The sequence below is a fragment of the Bacteroides sp. AM54-2NS genome (assembly GCF_003602935.1).
GTDB classification, from domain to species: Bacteria; Bacteroidota; Bacteroidia; order Bacteroidales; family Bacteroidaceae; genus Bacteroides; species Bacteroides xylanisolvens.
Window position 1 is genome coordinate 67526 of record NZ_QTMZ01000002.1, and the last position, 18113, is coordinate 85638.

Sequence of the window (18113 nt, forward strand, 5' to 3'; positions counted from 1 at the left end):
ATCCGTGGGAAAACTGCCATTTCGCGGGAAAACTACAACTCCAACCCCGTCTGCACCGGGAGTTGCGGGCGTATTGAATTTTCTTTGCGCTCTTCGGCCGAATACTCCACCACCCAATATTCCGTGATGTTGTTGGAGGTCTTCCGTGAGTGGAAATGGTTGTTTTCCAATACCGTGACCAGCATTTGTTTCATCTGTGCGTTGGCTTGTGTGCGCCCGTTCATGCTCAATATTGACAGCAGCTGGGAGGCAGGATACCATTTTGCTTGTATATCGTTTGGTCTGGCTGGCCGGAAATAGAAGAAAAGATTCTCCTCTAACGGATCTTTTTGGCGGAACGCCTCATTGCGGTTGTTGAGAAACGTAATCTCCTGGTTCTCATACCAATATTGAAACCCCTGCCGGTAGAGTGCGTATGCTTGTGCATATATCCCCTGATGGTTGACAGGCGTGTGATAATCTATTTCCAGCAACGTATTGAACAGGATGCGCCTGTTCTCGCCGATGTCCGGCAGACAGTGCGGGTTGTTGGTGCTGGCGATGAATGATGCGCGGCGGATGAACGTATAATTTTGGATGTCGTAAACCTTCCGTTCGTTCATTACATCTTGCGTGATGAGACTTTTCAACTCCTGCATGCGTGCGGGAGAGAGCGTATCAAACTCATCCAGATTGATGAGCAGGCAGGACGACATTTGCAGGAGATGGTCTTTGTTGTCGGGACTAATCATGCCGTTGCGATAATAATCCTTCAGCTCCGGTGGGAGGAGATGGCGGACAAAAGTACTTTTGCCTTTTCCCTGTGCGCCGTGGAGCAGCATCAACTGGTGGTTTTGCGCTTCGTCGTCGATGGCACATGCCACCATTCCCACCAGCCAGCGGCGGAAGCTGTCTTCAAAAAAAGCCTGGTCTGCCGCTTTCACTGTTTTTGTCAGTTGGCCGATGTGGTCTGTTTTCCCGTCCCATGTCTGGAGTGAGGTGAAATAATGGACAAACGGGTTGAACGGCTTTGCATAGTCCGAGTCTACCAGTGCTTTCAAATTAGCTTGCGAACTGTATATCTTCTTCATCTGTGCGTTGATATAGAATGTGTTGATATCCTTTGTGCGCAGTGTGCTGAAAGGCGGCTGCTCTGTTTTAGGGAGATCAGGTATTATTTTCCGGAACTCGATTTGCTCTTTCACCACGTTTCTCCTGATTTCGTAGTGTTCGTCCATAAATTTGATGACCTGGCATATTCTCGGTTGTTGGCTTTCTTCTTCTGCCTGGTCGGTCTTTGAGGTGTATTGGTAGGCATTGTGCAGGGGGAGTGTGAGGTCGAAATCGGGTAGGTCGCCGAAATGACTGTGTGCCAGACTGACGGATTCCTCTTCCGTGATATGGCGGTGGTAACACTGATTGCCGAGACAATAGAAGAAATTGTCCCGGTTGCCTATCTCGAGACGTTCTTTGCGTTTGGTGTACTCCAGCGCCTTGCGGAAGTCGAGTTGCACTTGCAGGTCGATGGGCGACGCATTCTCCTGCACGGGGAGGAGCGGGGATCGTTTTCCCGGATTCTTGTGCTTCTTGTTTTTACATTCTTCTTCAGTGGGCAGTGTCACTTTTACGGTCAGCGGCTTCACGTTTTCCAGTCGTTCGGTAGAGAGGAAAGCGTCCGGATCGTGCGACACGAAGAATCCGCGTCCCGGGTCGCTTCCGCTGGTGTCTACTTTGGTATTGAGCAGCTTTTCATATTGGCTGCTTGCCAGGGCGTACATGCGGTGGTGGTAGCGTTCGAGGGTGAGGAAGTCTACGGTTCCCAATGCGTTCAGTTCGGTGCGTAAGGCTTCCGCTTCATTGCTGGTGGGGTAGACGAAGATCTTCAGCCCGTGCATCCGGGGGCTGACGAAGCTGCCTAGCGTGTCGGGGCAATCGTTCACTAGTTGGCGGAATTCCGGGATCTTTTCTGCCGGCATATCGTCACAGTCGAGCGTGATGATGTCCTGATACTTGTCCAGACTGTAAGCCAGCCTTTCCTTGGCGTAAGTAGCGTGATGGTGCAGTAGGGCAGTTGCTTCTTCATGTGGTCTGCTTTCACCGTTTCTCCTGCATCCATTGCTTCCCGGAGTCTCCGGATTCTGTCGCGATAGATATCTCCCCGGATAAATTCGAACATTTGCCGGATACTGATACTTCCTGATACGAGTGATAATCCCCTGTATGTCGTTATTGAGATATTTTCCATTTTAATTATTGATATGAATGTAAGTCGTGTCAATATTAACACACTGCAAAGGACGGCTTTTCATATAGAATAAAAAAACTGCTTTTGGTACTCAAAAAGCAGTTTTTTAACAGTCGGTTCTTTCGTGTTAATCCTCAAGAAGCGTTCTTTTCATTCTTTGTATCTCATAATCAATCTCTTCCACGCTTAATGATTCGTCCGAATCATCCGATTTCTTGAAATCAACAGCCATAAACAACAACTCTGCAAAGTATTTGGGGCTTTTAATGTTAAAAACAGAGTCATGGTCATAACAGAGATGGACAAAGGGGAGGAGAAACTTCTTGCGGTCGCCTGGACTTACCTCTATTCTGTTGGTATACAAATTGTTGACAGTGCCAAGCATTTGCGTGATAAACTGGGATACTTGGGGAAATTCTCCCTTTTCGAGTGTTACAGCCTGTTTGTTCTGGTAAACGAAGCCTTCGGAAAAAATGTCTTTTTTCTCATGATTTTAAGTGTTATTTGATTAGTGTTAAAAAATGTTGGTCTAAAAAGACGCAAAGGTACGTTTTATTTTGTTTCTATCGTTTACTTATACTTTTTATTCTCTTTATATATTTTATTTGATGGAAAAAGCGTGTAATTGAGGTGGAACCCCTCCACCTCAATTACACGCTTTTTCTATATAAAAAGAATATTCTCCCGCGCCTGCGCACGTGTACATTATTAAATAAGAAAACTAACAGCATTCAATAAGAAAACACACAGCCTGTTTGTCCTCAAGATACCATGTATTATACGGAGTCCTATCATAATGTCGACAGGGCACAGTTGCAGGGCTGGCATTATAAAACAGATATTGGACAGAATACCCCCATAACCGCTTTTGTTTTCATTATAGCTAATCTTGATTTCATTATAGCTAATTCTGATTTCATTATAGCTAATTTCGATTTCATTATAGCTAATTTTATTTTCGTTATAGCTAATCAGCACTTGCCCTAAAGAGATTCATGGCTCATCAAGATACCTCACGATGAGCCGCACCTGCCTTGCACTATAAGCGTGGTCGTTTTTTCCTTCGCCGCCGCTATACATTGCGTCATATAATTCCTTGTTATTTCTGATCCACTCCCTCATTTTTCGCATGGCATACACCAACGGTACATACGGATTATATAAATGTGCCAGCTCCGATTTCAAATACGGACGTATGACAAACGGCTCCTCTGCTATCTCTTCTTTTTCTGCTTTCATATCTTCGGAAAATTAATTTTATCGTATTCCAAATATACGGAAAATCTCCCGCTTGTCCAAGTATATAAGTAAAATAAAATCACTCTGAATAAAAGTAAATACATTCTGAATGAAAGTAAGACAAACTAGGTCAAAGTAAGACAAAGTACGTCATTTCATCCCCTTATAATACACTACCTTTGAGGTATCGAAAGAAAAAGAAACAGAGCTCGTTCCTCTCTTCCGATATTGATTGCGGCAACCGCAATCTGTAATATTTATTTTTCAATTATTAATTCTCAATTTTTAATTTATCATGGCAATACCATTTAAAAGAATGGGTCGTAAAGACCGAGAAAGGTTGATGGGGTGGTGAAGTATCATCCGCAACTTGTGACGCAGGGACAGAGTGTAGACCTGGATAAACTTGCTTACACGATGAAAGAGAAAAGTTCCCTGTCGTTGGGTGACATTCAGAGTGTGCTGACTAATCTCGTAGAAGCGATGCGTACGGCGCTGTTCGACGGTAAATCCGTCAATATCCATGATTTTGGTGTATTCAGCCTTTCCGCTACCACGCGGGGAGTGGACACGAAAGATGAGTGTACGATGAAGAACATCAAGACGGTGAACATCAATTTTCGTCCTTCGAGCAGTGTCCGTCCTAATTTGACGTCTACCCGTGCTGGTGAGAAAATCGAGTTTCTGGATCTCGACGCGCCCAAGAAAAAGAAAACCGATGGTGAAGATTCCGGTGATGAAGGTGGCGGAGACTCCGGTGGAGGTAGTGGAGGCGGTAGCGGTGAAGCTCCGGATCCGGCAGCTTAATTCGTAGAGTGCAGATAATGTTTACAACTGATAAGAAAAATAGTGGCACTATGATGAGAAAGATTGATTTGATCGTGATCCACTGTTCCGCCACCCGTGCCGACCGTTCTCTCACGCCGGATGACTTGGAGATGCAACACCGTCGGCGTGGATTTAACGGAACAGGTTATCACTACTACATCCGCAAGGATGGAACAGTGCACCTCACCCGACCGATTGAACGTATCGGTGCGCACGTGAAAGGATTCAATTCGAACAGTGTCGGTATCTGCTACGAAGGCGGTTTGGATGCCCACGGTTGTCCGGCAGACACGCGGACACCGGAACAACGGGCGGCACTCAAACTGCTGGTACATCAATTGCTTGAGACTTTTCCCGGTAGCCGGGTGTGCGGTCATCGGGATTTAAGTCCCGACCGCAACGGAAACGGGGAGATTGAGCCGGAAGAATGGATCAAGGCGTGTCCGTGCTTTGAGGTGAAAGCGGAATTTGGAACTTCCGGCCGCGTAGAAGATTAGTCTTCAGTAGGATAACAAAGTAATAAGGTAAGAGAGTTTTCAGGAAGTGACCAATTATTGAAAGTAATTAATCATTTAAAGAGCGCATGGAAAGGAGGTGTGTAAAGTTATGGTAGTCAAGAGATCTCTTTGGGATATGATCCTGAAAGTAGTCATCGCAGTGGCTTCGGCAGTGCTGGGCGTTGTGGGCGGTAATGCGATGAATTTGTAAAAGTGATCACGGGTCGCACGAAATAGTTGTTTGGTTAGCTCCTTTTGCAGGTTGTTAATTTGATAATCGTTTATGTGTGGCTGTGTTTTTTTCTATTTAGAATGAAATAATTAATAATGAGTTGTATATGAAAAGATTATATATCTTTATTTTTTTAGTGGGGTTACTAGGTAACAATATTATGTATGCGCAGATCCCTGCTTCCTCACAATCATTACCTAGTCCTAATGTAGCGGCTTTAGGACTTTATGGTGAGATTCCGGTTTCGAAATTTACAGGTATGCCGGATATATCCGTTCCTTTATATGAAGTTCCTGTCGGAGATTTAAAATTGCCGTTTTCTCTCAATTATCATGCCGCCGGGATACGTCCTGACCAACACCCGGGATGGGTAGGAATGGGGTGGAATTTAAATACCGGAGGTGTTGTATCCAGAACGGTGAAGGGCAAGCCTGATGATTGCAATGTGAAAAATCATACCTATTTGATGAATATGGGATATTATTTTCACTCCGAAACATTGAATACTCCTCAATGGAATACACAGGACTATCTCAAAGCAACAGCTCAAAGTCATGGTGGAGCAGATTTTGAGCCGGACGAGTTCGATTTCAACTTTTTGGATTACCATGGGAAATTTATGTTGAATAGTGACAAAACATGGATTGTGCAATGTGACAGGCCTGTAAAGGTAAATTTTAGTGGTAATTGGATGGATGTTCCGTTTGAAAAAGCAAATACGGCATTTCAATATTCCGGATATTCGCCTTCTTTTGATGGTTTTACTTTGACTACTGAAGATGGCACTCAATATATCTTTGGCAAAGAACGGAATGCCATTGAATATTCTATCGGATTTTTTCAGCAAGCTACGGATTTTTGGACAGCTACAGCTTGGTATCTGACAAAAATTATCCTGACTAACGGTCAGGAAATAACTTACACATACGAGCGTGGCGATTTTATCAATCAAATGTTTATTTCGCTGTATGATGATTTGGGGTCTTTTACATTTGGTGGTGGAATCTTGACTCCGGAGTGCTCGTCTTCAAGCCATGTGGCTATTGAAGACAGTTATCAGGGAAGTCTCATATCTCCGGTTTATCTCAACCGTATTTCTTTTCCCGAATGTGAAATAACTTTTGCGCGTGAAGTGACTACGGAATTGAGATATTCGCAGGATATTTATGCTTTTCAATATATGTTATGGCGTAAAAATCCCAAATATCGTTTTCTGAATTTTCTTGCAGATAATCCTTTAGATGATAATTATCCGAATTGTTTGGACAAGTTGAAATGGTATAAGTTGAGCAATCTGGAAATAAAAGATAAGAAAGGAAAGTGGATCCGGAATTACCATTTTTCGTACAACGACAACACCTCCCAGCGCCTGATGCTACAATCTGTTTCTGAATTTGTATGGGGAGCAAACGGACGAAATTTTAATATGGAGTATGACTTTCCGGAGCAATTGCCTCCTTATCTGTCCGGAAAAGTAGATCACTGGGGATTTTACAACAATCGTTTGATGACCGATAATTATGCCACTCATTACGATTCTCGCGAACCTAATGCGAATGTTTTGACATTTGGCGTTTTGAAAAGGCTACGCTATCCCACGGGAGGATATACACGTTTCGTTTTCGAGCCTCACGAGTATTGTAAACAAGTGAAAATGAATCGATGGGAAGGGTACGAGGATACATTCCAACCGAAAATAGCGGGAGGACTAAGAATAAAGAAGATAATAAATAGTGATACAGGATTGGAAAGTGGTGAAAAAGTAGAAAATGAGTACTTTTATGTGGATGATTATTTAGTTAATAAAGAAAAGGCAAGAATCTCAAGCGGTTTCCTGGGAGGACAGATAAAGTACTATTTTGATGATTATCAGGTAGAAGGCACCGGGGCGAATAAAGACGTAAAACGTATAATAAGAAGATTCAGCAGCCAGTCTGTGCTACCGGCATGTATCAATTCCTCCGGAAATCATATCGGTTATAGTGAAGTGATTGAAAAAAGACCGGACGGATCTTTTATCCGTTCTAAATATACTAACTTCGATAATGGACATATGGACGAAGCCCCGGAGGCAATCATATTCCCGAACCGAACGCCTTATGGACCTTATGCTTCCAGATCGGTAGAACGGGGAAAACTTCTTTGTGAAGAACTGTATTCGGCAGGCGGTATTTTACAATCGAGTAAGCATCTGACTTATGAACGCTCTTCCGACCTTTATGTAAGATCAATGAAGACATCTCTTGATTATATTTGCCCGACCTCATTTATAACTTATGCCGATGGTTGCTCATACAAGGTCTATTTGTATGATTACAGACTGAAAAGCGAGAAGGATACTTTATACGACAATCCCTCTTTTCCGATAAGTACGCAGACGGATTATGAATATGATCCCGACGGCTTGATAAAAGTAATTTCAGAAAGTGCCAATGGAGGAATAAGAAAACAAACCTATAAAAGGATCCGTGAGTCAAGTTCGGATATATATACTCAAATGGTGCAAAAGCATATACTGTCTCCGATTGTCGAAAAAAAGGAATACTTTATTTCCGAAGATGGAACCAGCTGTCAACTGAAACAGGTGAAATATGAATATGTTCCTATAAAAGGAGTATCCGATCATTTTTTTCCTTGCTATTCTGTCTGGGAAAGGATAGGTGAGGGGGCTTTGAAGGAAGTGTACAATTGCATTGATTATGATGCTTTGGGACATCCTTTATATGTTGTCAGAAACGAGGGTAAGACGGTTTATCTTTGGAGTTATAACTATTTGCATCTGGCAGCGGAAATAAAGGGGGCTACCATTAGTGAAGTCCGGACAGCTATGGGAGGAGACATCGTGTCGTTCATGCAAGCCGACACTCCGGATCGTGTGAAACTGGTGCGTCTAAGAGCTTCTTTGCCACAAGCGCAAATAACGTCCTATACGTATCAGCCGATGGCCGGAGTTACCTCTATAACGGATCCGTGCGGAGTGGTCAGTTATTATGAATATGACCTTTTACAGCGGCTCAATAGACAAAAAGATAATTATGGGCGGACAATAAAGGCTTATGATTACCGGTATTCTGTAAATTCCTTTTAAAAGAACAAGAAATATGAAAAAAAGTATATCATTTATATGGGTCCTAACTCTGCTTTCAGGACCTGTTAGTGCAAGTGCTTTTACTGCTGTAAAAGATACATTGCCTTCCATACCGGGAGAACATAATTATATTTATGTACGGACACCGCTTGAGGAGAATGAAGAAAAAAACTATGATGAAATAACATTCTATGACGGGCTTGGGCGTGAACTCGATTTCGCGCAAAGTTATGGAGCCAATCGTACTGCTATTTTTATAGCCGACCATCACCTGATAGAATATGATAGTTTGGGACGGAAAGAGAAGCAATGGATAACGGCGCCTACTAGTTTTTCCTATATGGCTCCTGAAGATTTGAAGAATGGTATCCTGTGGGATTATCATGATGCAGGTAAAAGAAGTTATTTGCAAACTAACTATGAATCGTCCCCTCTAAATCGTATTACAGAGCAATATGGAGTGGGAGATGCTTGGGGGAATCATCCCGCCCGCATGGAATATCTGACGAATATCCCGGCTGATTCATTGCGTTGTTCGCTCTATTTGATAGACGATAACGATGCATTGATTCGCAGAGGAGATTATCGGTCGGGAGAATTGCAGGTGACAAAGGCCACGGATGAAGACGGTAGACCGACTTACACCTTTGTTGACAAGCAGGGACGTACGCTACTGACCCGGATAGGTAGAGGAAATCAACAAGCGGACACCTATTTTGTATTCGACCGCTTCGGAAGAATACGCTATGTTCTCCCACCCATGATTAATGATGAAATATCGGCTGGAAATCTCGATTTGTACGCATATCAATACTTGTATGATAGTTTCGGACGCTGTATTTCGAAGAAACTACCTAGCTGTGCTGCAATACGCTATGTTTATGACAAAGCCGACAGGGTTATATTGTCACAGAATGGAAATCAGTCACAGAAAAAAGAATGGACGTTCACTTTCTATGATAATCAGGGAAGGCTTTCATTAACAGGACTTTGTTCATTCAATGATCCTCCTTCATTGGATAATTCCATAGTAAGGGCTTATCGAACGACTGCGGAGAAAGACGGAGTGCTTCATTCCGGGTATGAAGTAGAGCATTTTCCTTATACGCTATCTTCTCTTTTGCAAGTGAATTATTATGATGATTACAACTTTACAACGGACACCCAACTCGCTTTCGGGTTGGAGAAGATAGGTAAAGTGCAGTATGATTCTTTATATATCAATCACGAAGCCTCCCTTATCTCCGCACAAGGGAGACTGACCGGGACTAAAATAAAAGTATTGGATAAAGAGCAATATCTGACAAGTGCCTTATATTATGACTATAAAGGCAGAATAATACAGGGACGTTGCCAAAATCATTTGGGCGGGTATGACACAGACTTTTATTCATATACATATACTGGAAAGTTATTTGCCAGATTACATACCTATCAGATTGGGAACGGAAAGCGGCACATGGAAGAATATACCTATGAATATCTGGCAGATGGAGAACTTAGGGATGTATATCACCGCGTCGATAATGCGTATAGAGCCAATCATTTGCTTTACTACACGTATGACAATGCCCGTCGGGTATTTTTGAAAGATGTGGGAGGATTGGGCGCCTATACGATATATACGTATGACGTCCGTGACCAGGTGACAAAAACGATGTGCCGTTTTTTTCTCTCTGAAGAAATTTCTTATAATGCAAGTCAGGGCGTTCCCTGTTACAATGGCAATATCAGTAGCATAGCATGGCGGAGTGAGGAAGATGATACGGACGGCATCAGTAAAGGTTATCGTTTTGCCTATGACAGCATGAACAGGATGACTGACGCCCGCTATGGTGAGGGAGAGAATCTGACCGGCAACCTGAACCGTTATGACGAACAGGTCACTTCATTTGATAAAAATGGCAATATTCTCGGCTTGCGTCGTTGTGGAGCTATCGGCCCGGAAAATTTCGGAGTAATTGACAGCTTGTATCTGTCATATCAGGGCAATCATTTGCTTAATGTGACAGACTACGCGAAGAATGATGTGTATGGAAGTAGCACAAACTTTAGAGACGGCATCCGATCGTCAGCAGAATATGCTTATGATTTAAATGGCAATTTAATTCAAGATTTAAACAAAGGAATTGCAAGAATCCGGTATAATTGCTTAAATTTGCCGAGTGCGATAGAGTTTACCGACGGACGTACAATTAGCTATCTTTATAGTGCCGACGGAACGAAACTGGAGGCAATCCATGCGATGGGAGACTCTGTCACCACCACTGATTATTGTGGTAAAGCGATCTATGAAAACGGAAGTCTCGACAAGATTCTTCTCGATGGTGAAGGGTTTGTTTCTTTCGCGGACGATGTTTCCTATAGTTACCATTTCTTCTTGAAAGATTACTTGGGCAATGTTCGTGTCGTATACAATGAAGATCGTGAAGCGGAAGAGGTGAACCATTACTATCCGTTCGGAGGAATCTTGGCTTCAACTTCCTCTGTTCAGCCCTACAAGTACAACGGAAAAGAACTGGACAGAAAAGGTGGATTGGATTGGTATGATTACGGGGCGCGGATGTATGATCCGGTATTGGGAAGATGGCATGTGGCGGATCCAATGAGTGAAAAGAATTATTCAATTACTCCTTACGGGTATTGTTTAAATAATCCGGTGAAGCATATTGATCCTGACGGCAAGCAAGTCATCCCCGTTCCATCTCCTCTTCCTCTGCCATTCTATTATCCTTTGACGAACACGCAATCTTATAGATTGCCTTCAGATCAACAGATAATGAGACATACATCAGGGAAATTCGCGGAGTTAGGGCAGATCATAAATAATACTCCTAAAATGTCTTATACCTTTGGGACTCTTTTATATTATCAGGCAAAGAATGCGATTAGTCCTGAATATGAGCATCAAAGAAAAAGAGACAGGAGGAATAAAGAAGATTTGGACCGGAATCAGGCGAATGTGGTGGAAAGTATTGATATTAACGTATCGGGGATGATGCCTAATGGTGATCCGGCTCCGAAAAGAGATCCTAAAGATGGAGGAAAGAAAACAATGGTAGGTATGATTTTTGGGGTTACAGGTTGTATAATGTCTTAGGTGGTAAAGGAGCAATGAAAGGGTATATGGAAAATTGGGTTGGAGACAGAGATATGCCGAAAGATATTGGAGGTTGGCAGAATGGGCAAAAAGCTTACCATATTAGATTTATGAATAAAAAAGGGGTTGATATACTTCATCTAAAATATTCTAAGTCTGCAGCCAATACATTAGTTGATAAATATAACCGATTGTTTTTTAATAGAGAAAAATGAAAAGATTTTTAGTTTATGCAATTACAGGACTTTTTCTAGTTATATATAGCTGCAAAAGTCTGCCTTCAGAAAGTGGTAATTCTATTGACTATGACTTTAAGTTTGACTTATATAGTCATGTAAAATGGTATTATCGCGCTAACTTGAAATATCCATCTGTCGAGGAATTGAAGAATTTTTGTTGGAAAATAATAGATAATGCTAATGATAACACATTTTCATCATTTAGTGATTTTGAAAAGTCTATTAATAAAAAAAGAACAGGACGTGAAGATTTGTTGCAATATTTATCCATGCATAAGGATGATCTTTCATTTGAAATAAAGAATAAATCAATGGATGTTTTTTGGAAAGGTAAAAAATGGATGAAGTTTAAATTTGATTTATGTGAAATGATAAAAAAGAAAAGTTCTCTTTTTACTTATTTTTATAATTCTTCGGGTTATTGCAGTAAAGATTTTGATTACGAAGAAGAATTTTATATCATAAGAAAAGAAATACGTGATAAATATGTAACAGATACTATGCAGCGGAGTAAATTCCAACCATGCCTTTTAAGATATGATAGAGACAGAGGATATCAGCTATATTCTCCATCAAAAAGCAGAATAAAACAAAGTATCTATCTGAATAAACTAGGTTGTGCTTTAGATACTTTTCTTCTAAATAGAGATATTCAAATGATCCAATTTGTAACAAATTTGCCAGAAGATTATTTTTCTAAAGAATAGTTGATATAGAATATTTATCTTGTTTTACCCTGACATAAGTTGACTAATCATCAATTTATATCAGGGCAATTTCTTTTATTGGTGACAACTTTACTTACTTAGCCCCGTTTAGGGAGTAAAGAAGGAATAAATAGTGTGTAGTGCTATTATGATGCAAGAGCAATTTATTGAAAGATTTGAATAAAAAGATTGCTGATATTCAATATAATTGTTTAAATTTACTGGGCAAGATAGACCTTGAGGATAAACTGAAGGATAGTAAAGAAAAGAGTTAATCGTGGTCTGGTATAAATATTAAAAGTTATAGCAAATATAATATTGGGAAAACACATGGAGCTGATTAAAAAAAGACAGTTAACAAAACTGGAGGAAAGTATCTTAGAAGAGCTTATTGCCAAGTCAAATATCAATCTTTCGTTTAATTGGAAAGAAGAGTTATTGGTGTCCGATTTACCTGATGGTGGAATGGGGAGTTTGTCTTTATATCCACCTGGAGTTACTGGCAAAGAACGATTTTTGGGCTCTCAAATAAGTGATTGCCAATTTAAAGATACGGATGGGGTGACAGTAATAGCATCTTTATATCTGGATAGAGAAGGGAATATGTATGAACTTGATATGTGGAAAACAGATTTTAGCTCATTGAAAGAAATATCTACAGATTTAGGTCGTTTTTAAATCTAATATCAAAATAAAAAGACATGGGGAATTTTTTTATAACTCTATTCAAGAGAATTACTCTTCTCAATAGTATTCTAATGATTATCTATTGTTTCTTTCATCCTAAATTTGGAGAATTTGACTTAATGCTTATCGTTGTGTTATTGTTATTGGTTTCGTGGATAATATGGCTGATAGGTAAGACATTAAACTTTATATTTAAGAACAAGTATCTGGAGGACAAGAAATTAAAAACAAATAGTATGTTTAGAGGTGCTTATTTTCAATTCTGCGAAAATATAGAACTTATGTATTCTGTATTTTGGGCACTATATGTGCTTTTCCATCATAAGCAAATCGGATATGCTTATTTGATATTGTTAATGTTTGGATTGTATATTGGAAATCGAATAGCAATAAATGCTAATCGATATTTATTGGATCAGGCACGTAAAAGACAGAAAAAATAAGGTTCTTGTCTTGAAGTGATAAATTAAATAGTAACAAATATTTTCTATCGACTAATTTAATTATATGAGATATTTATTGATAGCAATATATAAAAAGGCGGTAGTGTGGTTCAGTATTATGATGATTCCTTATTGCGTTTTCTCTTCTTTTTAGAAGAATATCCTTCTCTAATCTTTATTATCAGGATAATACTTGCAACTGCATTTGCAATTATAGCGATAGGGGGAATGATGAGTTATCTATTTTCTTATATAGAGATTCCTCGACGGCCATTAAAGGAAAAGGGGATTATTCGGACGTTGTATCTCAATTCAGATAAAATAATAGTGCAATTATATTGCTGGTTTTTAGTTTTATATATAACTTTCAATTTGGAATATAAGTCAATATTATACAATTTACTAATGTTATTTTTTATAGGACTGTTTTGGGGATATAAGATAACAATGAAAGCAAACAGATATACTCTGGAAGAGGTGAATAGGAAGAAGCAAGAGCGCAAACAAAAGAAAGAATTAAATAAAGGGTAAAAGAAAAGAGTCCGGCGCAATGCCGAACTCTTTTACGATATTGTTAATGTTTTACCCATACTACTTTTTGAAAGGATCACTCCAAGGGAGTGTCAGGGTTATTTTTTATAAACCAACTTACTCGGAACTCCCTCCCCGAATAAATTATCACCCAGCGTCGTAATCTTATTTCCGGTAGCCAACACATAGCGGAGATTATCGCATCCCATAAAAGCACCGAACTCAATAGCTGTCACACTGGCCGGCAGCTCCAACGTACCGCAAAGGCGACCGCAGTTGCTAAATACACGCTGTCCGATAGATTTCAGATTATGAGGTAATTTCATATTCAACAGATACTTCTTCTGTGCGAAAGTAAAGTCGGGGATAGCCGTTGCGTTCGTTCTGGAAATATCGACAGAGACGAGATTCGGCATATAATCGCGGATCAGTTTGAAGTCGGCGTTATCCAGCTTGCCCTCAACGGTCAGGAAGTTGATGTCTCTGGGTTGCAGTCCCGCTTTCAGAATCTCTTCTTCCAGTTTGCCCATGGCGCCCACTTGCAGGGTAGTTTCTACCGGTTCCCCCTCGATAAACGCAAAGTTCTGCCATCTGTCCTTGTAGCGGTAAGAGTCGCTGCTGCCCAGGGGGACGAAGATAGCAGTAACGCTGTCTGCCAACGCTTCCGGCAACAGGTTGGGAGCTGTCTTCTTGCGGATCTGGCAGATTTTCAGGTTCTCGCAACCTTTGAAGGCGGCATCTTCGATATTCTTTGTTTTCTCCGAAAGAATCACTTTCTCCAGCGTGGCTTTGCCTTTAGTCACTCCGTCCACCACATTCGAGAATGCGTATGCAGGAATGAAGTTCGGCATATAAATATAGAATTTCCCGTTGGGATAAGTGCCCGCTTTTCCGCTGTACATCTTGATTTCAGCGTTCGAAATATCCAATACTTTCAGATTATCAAATTCGTCACGGAGATGGCGGAAGTCCTCCGCGTTCAGTTTTCCGGTCAGTGTGAGATGGGTGACACTGTTGGCTTCCTCTTCAGTCATCATGGAAATCAGCGTACCGGGCTTACTCACATAATACGTTTTACTCACTTGGGCGGCTGCTCCTAACGCATTAGCGGCCAATAAGAAACTTATCAATAGTAGTTTTATTTTCATAATTTTGTAGATTTGTTCTGACAAATATAGGAAAAATAGAGAATACATGATGTTTTTTTATGTTTTATATCTAATTTTGTAGCCGGATTAACAAATTGTAAAAATGGAGGCAGACAACATTGCTGGGGGCAAAGAACCCAAAAGACTTCCTGTGTGGGCTTGTATCCCGCTGTTTATTGTGATACTTTTCATTCTTCTTGGATTGTATGGTACGCTGGCCCGCGGATGTTTGTCGTTGGTTCTGGGTGTGGAAGCCCGCCATCCGGGAGTGATGGGATACAATATCCTCGAAGCCAGTATGCTGCTCGCCGTTCTGACCGCCGCCATTCCTATGCTCCGCTTCGAACGCCGTCCGTTTTCTGATTTGGGGCTCTCCTTAAAAGGACACGTCAAGGGACTGTGGTATGGCTTCCTGATGGCAATCCTGCTCTATCTGTTCGGTTTCGGAATTTCGTTCGTCTTGGGAGAGATAGAAGTCACCGGTTTCCAGTTCAAGCCGTTGGATCTGCTGGGCTCGTGGGTGTTTTTCCTGCTGGTCGCCTTGTTCGAAGAAATACTGATGCGCGGCTATATCCTCGGACGCCTATTGCATACCACCATGAATAAATTCCTGGCACTTTTCGTCTCGGCAGCGTTATTCGCCTTTATGCACATCTTCAATCCCGAAATCGCTTTCCTGCCTATGCTCAACCTGTTGCTGGCAGGTATGCTGCTGGGAGCTTCCTATCTATATACGCGGAACCTGTGTTTCCCTATCTCGCTTCATCTTTTCTGGAATTGGATTCAAGGCCCCATCCTCGGTTATCAGGTAAGCGGAAACAACTTCACCACCAGTCTGCTGACTTTGCGTATGCCCGAAGAAAACGTACTGAATGGCGGAGCCTCGGTTTTGAAGGCTCGCTCATTTGCACAGTACTTATGATTGTATTTACGATTCTGATCGTGTGGTGGGGAGAGAAAAGAGAAGCAATCAGTCTTGCGGTACCCCGATCATGCTAAGTTGAATCCGTTTCCGGTCATAATCTACATTCATCACCCTCACCATGACGTGCTGATGGATGGACACCACTTCTGTCGGATCGGAAATGAACCGTTCCGCTAATTGAGAGAGATGGACAAGACCGTTCTCCTTAATTCCTATATCGACAAACGCCCCGAAATTGGTGATATTGCCTACGATGCCCGGAAGAATCATCCCTTCGCGCAAATCAGCTATGGTACGTACATTCTTGTCGAACTCGAAGACTTTGATAGCCTTGCGCGGGTCACGTCCCGGCTTGTCGAGCTCTTGTAGAATATCCTGTAAAGTAGGCAGACCGACAGTAGGAGTGATGTAGTCGGAAATATTAATCTTCCGGCGGAGTTCCTTGTCGGCTATCAATTCGTCGATGGTGCATTTCAGGTCTTTGGCCATTTGCTCTACGATATGATAACTTTCCGGATGCACAGCGGTATGATCCAACGGATTTTTAGCTCCGGGGATGCGAAGAAATCCTGCGCATTGCTCGAAGGCTTTGGCACCCATGCGCGGCACTTTCATCAGTTCTTTCCGCGAACCGAAAGCTCCGTTCTCTGCCCGGTAATTGACGATATTCTGTGCCAGTTGAGGGCCCAAACCGGAAATATAGGTAAGCAGATGACTGCTTGCCGTATTCAGATTTACCCCGACTAGATTCACGCAATTCTCTACCGTCTGATCGAGTGCTTTCTTCAGTTTCGTCTGGTCTACATCGTGCTGGTATTGACCTACGCCGATGGACTTGGCATCTATCTTCACCAACTCTGCCAACGGGTCCATCAAACGGCGGCCGATGGAGACTGCTCCACGCACCGTTACGTCGTAATCGGGAAACTCGTCACGAGCGGTTTTGGAAGCCGAATAAATGGAAGCCCCCTGTTCGCTGACTACAAACACAGGTATCTGACGGTCAAAACCCTGACTGTTAATGAAATCTTCTGTCTCCCTGCTTGCCGTTCCGTTTCCGATGGAGATGGCTTCTATCTGATAGGCCTCAATCATCTTACGAAGCTTCGAAGCAGCCTCGCCGGTCTTGTTGATCGGAGGATGCGGATAGATATTCTCATTATGCAACAGATTGCCTTGTGCGTCGAGACAAACCACCTTACATCCGGTACGGAATCCGGGGTCGATGGCGAGCACCCGTTTTTGTCCCAATGGCGGAGCGAGAAGAAGTTGGCGGAGGTTTTCGGTGAATACGCGAATCGCTTCATCGTCGGCTTTCTCTTTGGATTGGGCGGCAAATTCTGTCTCAATGGAAGGCTTGAGCAACCGTTTGTAAGCATCTGTCGTGGCTTCGCCCACTTGCCGGCTACATTCGTTGTTGCCACGTACGAATTGGCGTTCCAAACGTTCGATGCAAGCCTCGTCGTCGGGATTGATAGACACTTTCAGCAACCCTTCCGACTCTGCCCGGCGGATGGCGAGCAGACGGTGGGACGTGCAACGTTTCAGTGGCTCGGAGAAATCGAAATAATCGCGGTATTTCGCTGCTTCTTCCTCTTTTCCTTTGACTAGTTTGGCCGTAATCTCTGCCTGGCGCCCGAACTGGTTACGTACCGCGTTACGGGCACGCTCGTCTTCGTTCACCTGCTCCGCGATAATGTCACGCGCACCTTTCAGTGCGTCGTCCACATCTTTCACTTCACCTTTCACAAAGGAAGCGGCTTTGGCGCTAAGGTTGTTTTCCCGTTGCAACAGCAGGATGGTGGCAAGCGGCTCCAGTCCTTTCTGGCGGGCCACTTCGGCACGTGTCTTCCGCTTGGGTTTGTAAGGGAGGTATATATCTTCCAGTTCCGTCGGGTTCCAGGTGTCGTTGATGCGTTTCTCCAGTTCGGCAGTCAGTTTGCCCTGTTCGGTGATGGTGCCGAGAATCGTTTCTTTCCGTTTGGCTATGTCGCACAACTTATCGTGTTGCTCTTTGATCTGCTCTATTTGCACCTCATCCAGCCCGCCAGTGGCTTCTTTGCGGTATCGGCTGATGAAAGGAATCGTAGCACCTTCGCCCAAAAGATGGAGCGTGCTGCTTATTTGTCTTTCCGGTATGCCCAGAAATCCGGAAATCATCTTGTGAAATAATTCCATAATTTGTATTTTTTGACAGTAAATGAGCGACAAAAATACATATAAAT

General features: G+C 42.4%; 14 protein-coding genes and 2 pseudogenes. 10 read left to right on the forward strand and 6 right to left on the reverse strand.

The window, feature by feature from the left end; translation table 11 throughout:
- Positions 1 to 32: 32 nt before the first annotated feature.
- The 4 genes from DXA05_RS01265 to DXA05_RS01280 all read right to left on the reverse strand — a co-directional run bounded on the left by DXA05_RS01265 (position 33) and on the right by DXA05_RS01280 (position 3463).
- The gene (locus DXA05_RS01265) at positions 33 to 2009 is read right to left on the reverse strand and encodes a VapE domain-containing protein (RefSeq protein WP_347812578.1); all 1977 of its coding nucleotides are present in this window, start codon (positions 2007 to 2009) and stop codon (positions 33 to 35) included.
- On the reverse strand, positions 1919 to 2224 hold the full coding sequence (locus tag DXA05_RS26830) for a hypothetical protein (RefSeq protein ID WP_284515348.1): 306 nt from the start codon (positions 2222 to 2224) through the stop codon (positions 1919 to 1921). The genes DXA05_RS01265 and DXA05_RS26830 overlap by 91 nt, the downstream gene beginning before the upstream one ends.
- Before the next feature lie 127 nt (positions 2225 to 2351).
- Positions 2352 to 2588, reverse strand: a complete 237-nt coding sequence (locus DXA05_RS26340) for a hypothetical protein (protein ID WP_165861459.1) — start codon at positions 2586 to 2588, stop codon at positions 2352 to 2354.
- 629 nt (positions 2589 to 3217) lie between these two features.
- Positions 3218 to 3463 carry a DUF4248 domain-containing protein gene (locus tag DXA05_RS01280; RefSeq protein WP_004297879.1) on the reverse strand — a complete coding sequence of 82 codons (246 nt, stop codon included), beginning with the start codon at positions 3461 to 3463 and terminating at the stop codon, positions 3218 to 3220.
- 295 nt (positions 3464 to 3758) lie between these two features.
- Between DXA05_RS01280 and DXA05_RS01285 the strand changes: the two are divergent.
- The 9 genes and pseudogenes from DXA05_RS01285 (at position 3759) to DXA05_RS01325 (ending at position 13815) form a co-directional block, all read left to right on the forward strand.
- Positions 3759 to 4270, forward strand: a pseudogene (locus tag DXA05_RS01285) (HU family DNA-binding protein).
- Positions 4271 to 4320: 50 nt separating this feature from the next.
- Positions 4321 to 4788, forward strand: coding sequence for an N-acetylmuramoyl-L-alanine amidase (locus tag DXA05_RS01290; protein ID WP_117610722.1), 468 nt, complete (start codon positions 4321 to 4323; stop codon positions 4786 to 4788).
- A gap of 109 nt (positions 4789 to 4897) precedes the next feature.
- Complete coding sequence (locus tag DXA05_RS26345; protein ID WP_151935915.1) at positions 4898 to 4999, forward strand: smalltalk protein; 102 nt, start codon at positions 4898 to 4900, stop codon at positions 4997 to 4999.
- Positions 5000 to 5126: 127 nt separating this feature from the next.
- A complete protein-coding gene (locus tag DXA05_RS01295; RefSeq protein WP_128858671.1) occupies positions 5127 to 8108 on the forward strand; it encodes a hypothetical protein in 2982 nt (993 codons plus the stop codon).
- A gap of 13 nt (positions 8109 to 8121) precedes the next feature.
- Positions 8122 to 11208, forward strand: a complete 3087-nt coding sequence (locus tag DXA05_RS01300; RefSeq protein ID WP_128858672.1) for an RHS repeat-associated core domain-containing protein — start codon at positions 8122 to 8124, stop codon at positions 11206 to 11208.
- Positions 11209 to 11234: 26 nt separating this feature from the next.
- Positions 11235 to 11423: a hypothetical protein gene (locus DXA05_RS01305; RefSeq protein ID WP_128858673.1), complete on the forward strand. Its 189-nt coding sequence runs from the start codon at positions 11235 to 11237 to the stop codon at positions 11421 to 11423.
- Positions 11420 to 12154: a hypothetical protein gene (locus DXA05_RS01310; protein WP_074708184.1), complete on the forward strand. Its 735-nt coding sequence runs from the start codon at positions 11420 to 11422 to the stop codon at positions 12152 to 12154. The genes DXA05_RS01305 and DXA05_RS01310 overlap by 4 nt, the downstream gene beginning before the upstream one ends.
- A gap of 330 nt (positions 12155 to 12484) precedes the next feature.
- Complete coding sequence (locus DXA05_RS01315; protein WP_074708186.1) at positions 12485 to 12832, forward strand: hypothetical protein; 348 nt, start codon at positions 12485 to 12487, stop codon at positions 12830 to 12832.
- Positions 12833 to 13389: 557 nt separating this feature from the next.
- Positions 13390 to 13815, forward strand: coding sequence for a hypothetical protein (locus DXA05_RS01325; RefSeq protein ID WP_284515349.1), 426 nt, complete (start codon positions 13390 to 13392; stop codon positions 13813 to 13815).
- Positions 13816 to 13913: 98 nt separating this feature from the next.
- On the opposite strand, the gene DXA05_RS01330 is transcribed toward DXA05_RS01325, so the two are convergent.
- Positions 13914 to 14963, reverse strand: coding sequence for a leucine-rich repeat domain-containing protein (locus tag DXA05_RS01330; RefSeq protein ID WP_008770942.1), 1050 nt, complete (start codon positions 14961 to 14963; stop codon positions 13914 to 13916).
- 103 nt (positions 14964 to 15066) lie between these two features.
- On the opposite strand from DXA05_RS01330, the pseudogene DXA05_RS01335 reads away from it, so the two are divergent.
- Positions 15067 to 15962 (forward strand): annotated as a pseudogene (locus DXA05_RS01335) (type II CAAX endopeptidase family protein).
- On the opposite strand, the gene DXA05_RS01340 reads toward DXA05_RS01335, so the two are convergent.
- Complete coding sequence (locus DXA05_RS01340) at positions 15934 to 18066, reverse strand: Tex family protein (protein WP_128858674.1); 2133 nt, start codon at positions 18064 to 18066, stop codon at positions 15934 to 15936. The pseudogene DXA05_RS01335 and the gene DXA05_RS01340 overlap by 29 nt on opposite strands.
- Positions 18067 to 18113: the final 47 nt, after the last annotated feature.

Coding starts and splice junctions, on each gene's coding strand:
- DXA05_RS26830 (WP_284515348.1), bottom strand. CDS start 2,224: ATGGAAAATATCTCAATAACGACATACAGGGGATTATCACTCGTATCA.
- DXA05_RS01330 (WP_008770942.1), bottom strand. CDS start 14,963: ATGAAAATAAAACTACTATTGATAAGTTTCTTATTGGCCGCTAATGCG.
- DXA05_RS01300 (WP_128858672.1), top strand. CDS start 8,122: ATGAAAAAAAGTATATCATTTATATGGGTCCTAACTCTGCTTTCAGGA.
- DXA05_RS01340 (WP_128858674.1), bottom strand. CDS start 18,066: ATGGAATTATTTCACAAGATGATTTCCGGATTTCTGGGCATACCGGAA.
- DXA05_RS01290 (WP_117610722.1), top strand. CDS start 4,321: ATGATGAGAAAGATTGATTTGATCGTGATCCACTGTTCCGCCACCCGT.
- DXA05_RS01310 (WP_074708184.1), top strand. CDS start 11,420: ATGAAAAGATTTTTAGTTTATGCAATTACAGGACTTTTTCTAGTTATA.
- DXA05_RS01295 (WP_128858671.1), top strand. CDS start 5,127: ATGAAAAGATTATATATCTTTATTTTTTTAGTGGGGTTACTAGGTAAC.
- DXA05_RS01315 (WP_074708186.1), top strand. CDS start 12,485: ATGGAGCTGATTAAAAAAAGACAGTTAACAAAACTGGAGGAAAGTATC.
- DXA05_RS01305 (WP_128858673.1), top strand. CDS start 11,235: ATGGAAAATTGGGTTGGAGACAGAGATATGCCGAAAGATATTGGAGGT.
- DXA05_RS26345 (WP_151935915.1), top strand. CDS start 4,898: ATGGTAGTCAAGAGATCTCTTTGGGATATGATCCTGAAAGTAGTCATC.
- DXA05_RS01280 (WP_004297879.1), bottom strand. CDS start 3,463: ATGAAAGCAGAAAAAGAAGAGATAGCAGAGGAGCCGTTTGTCATACGT.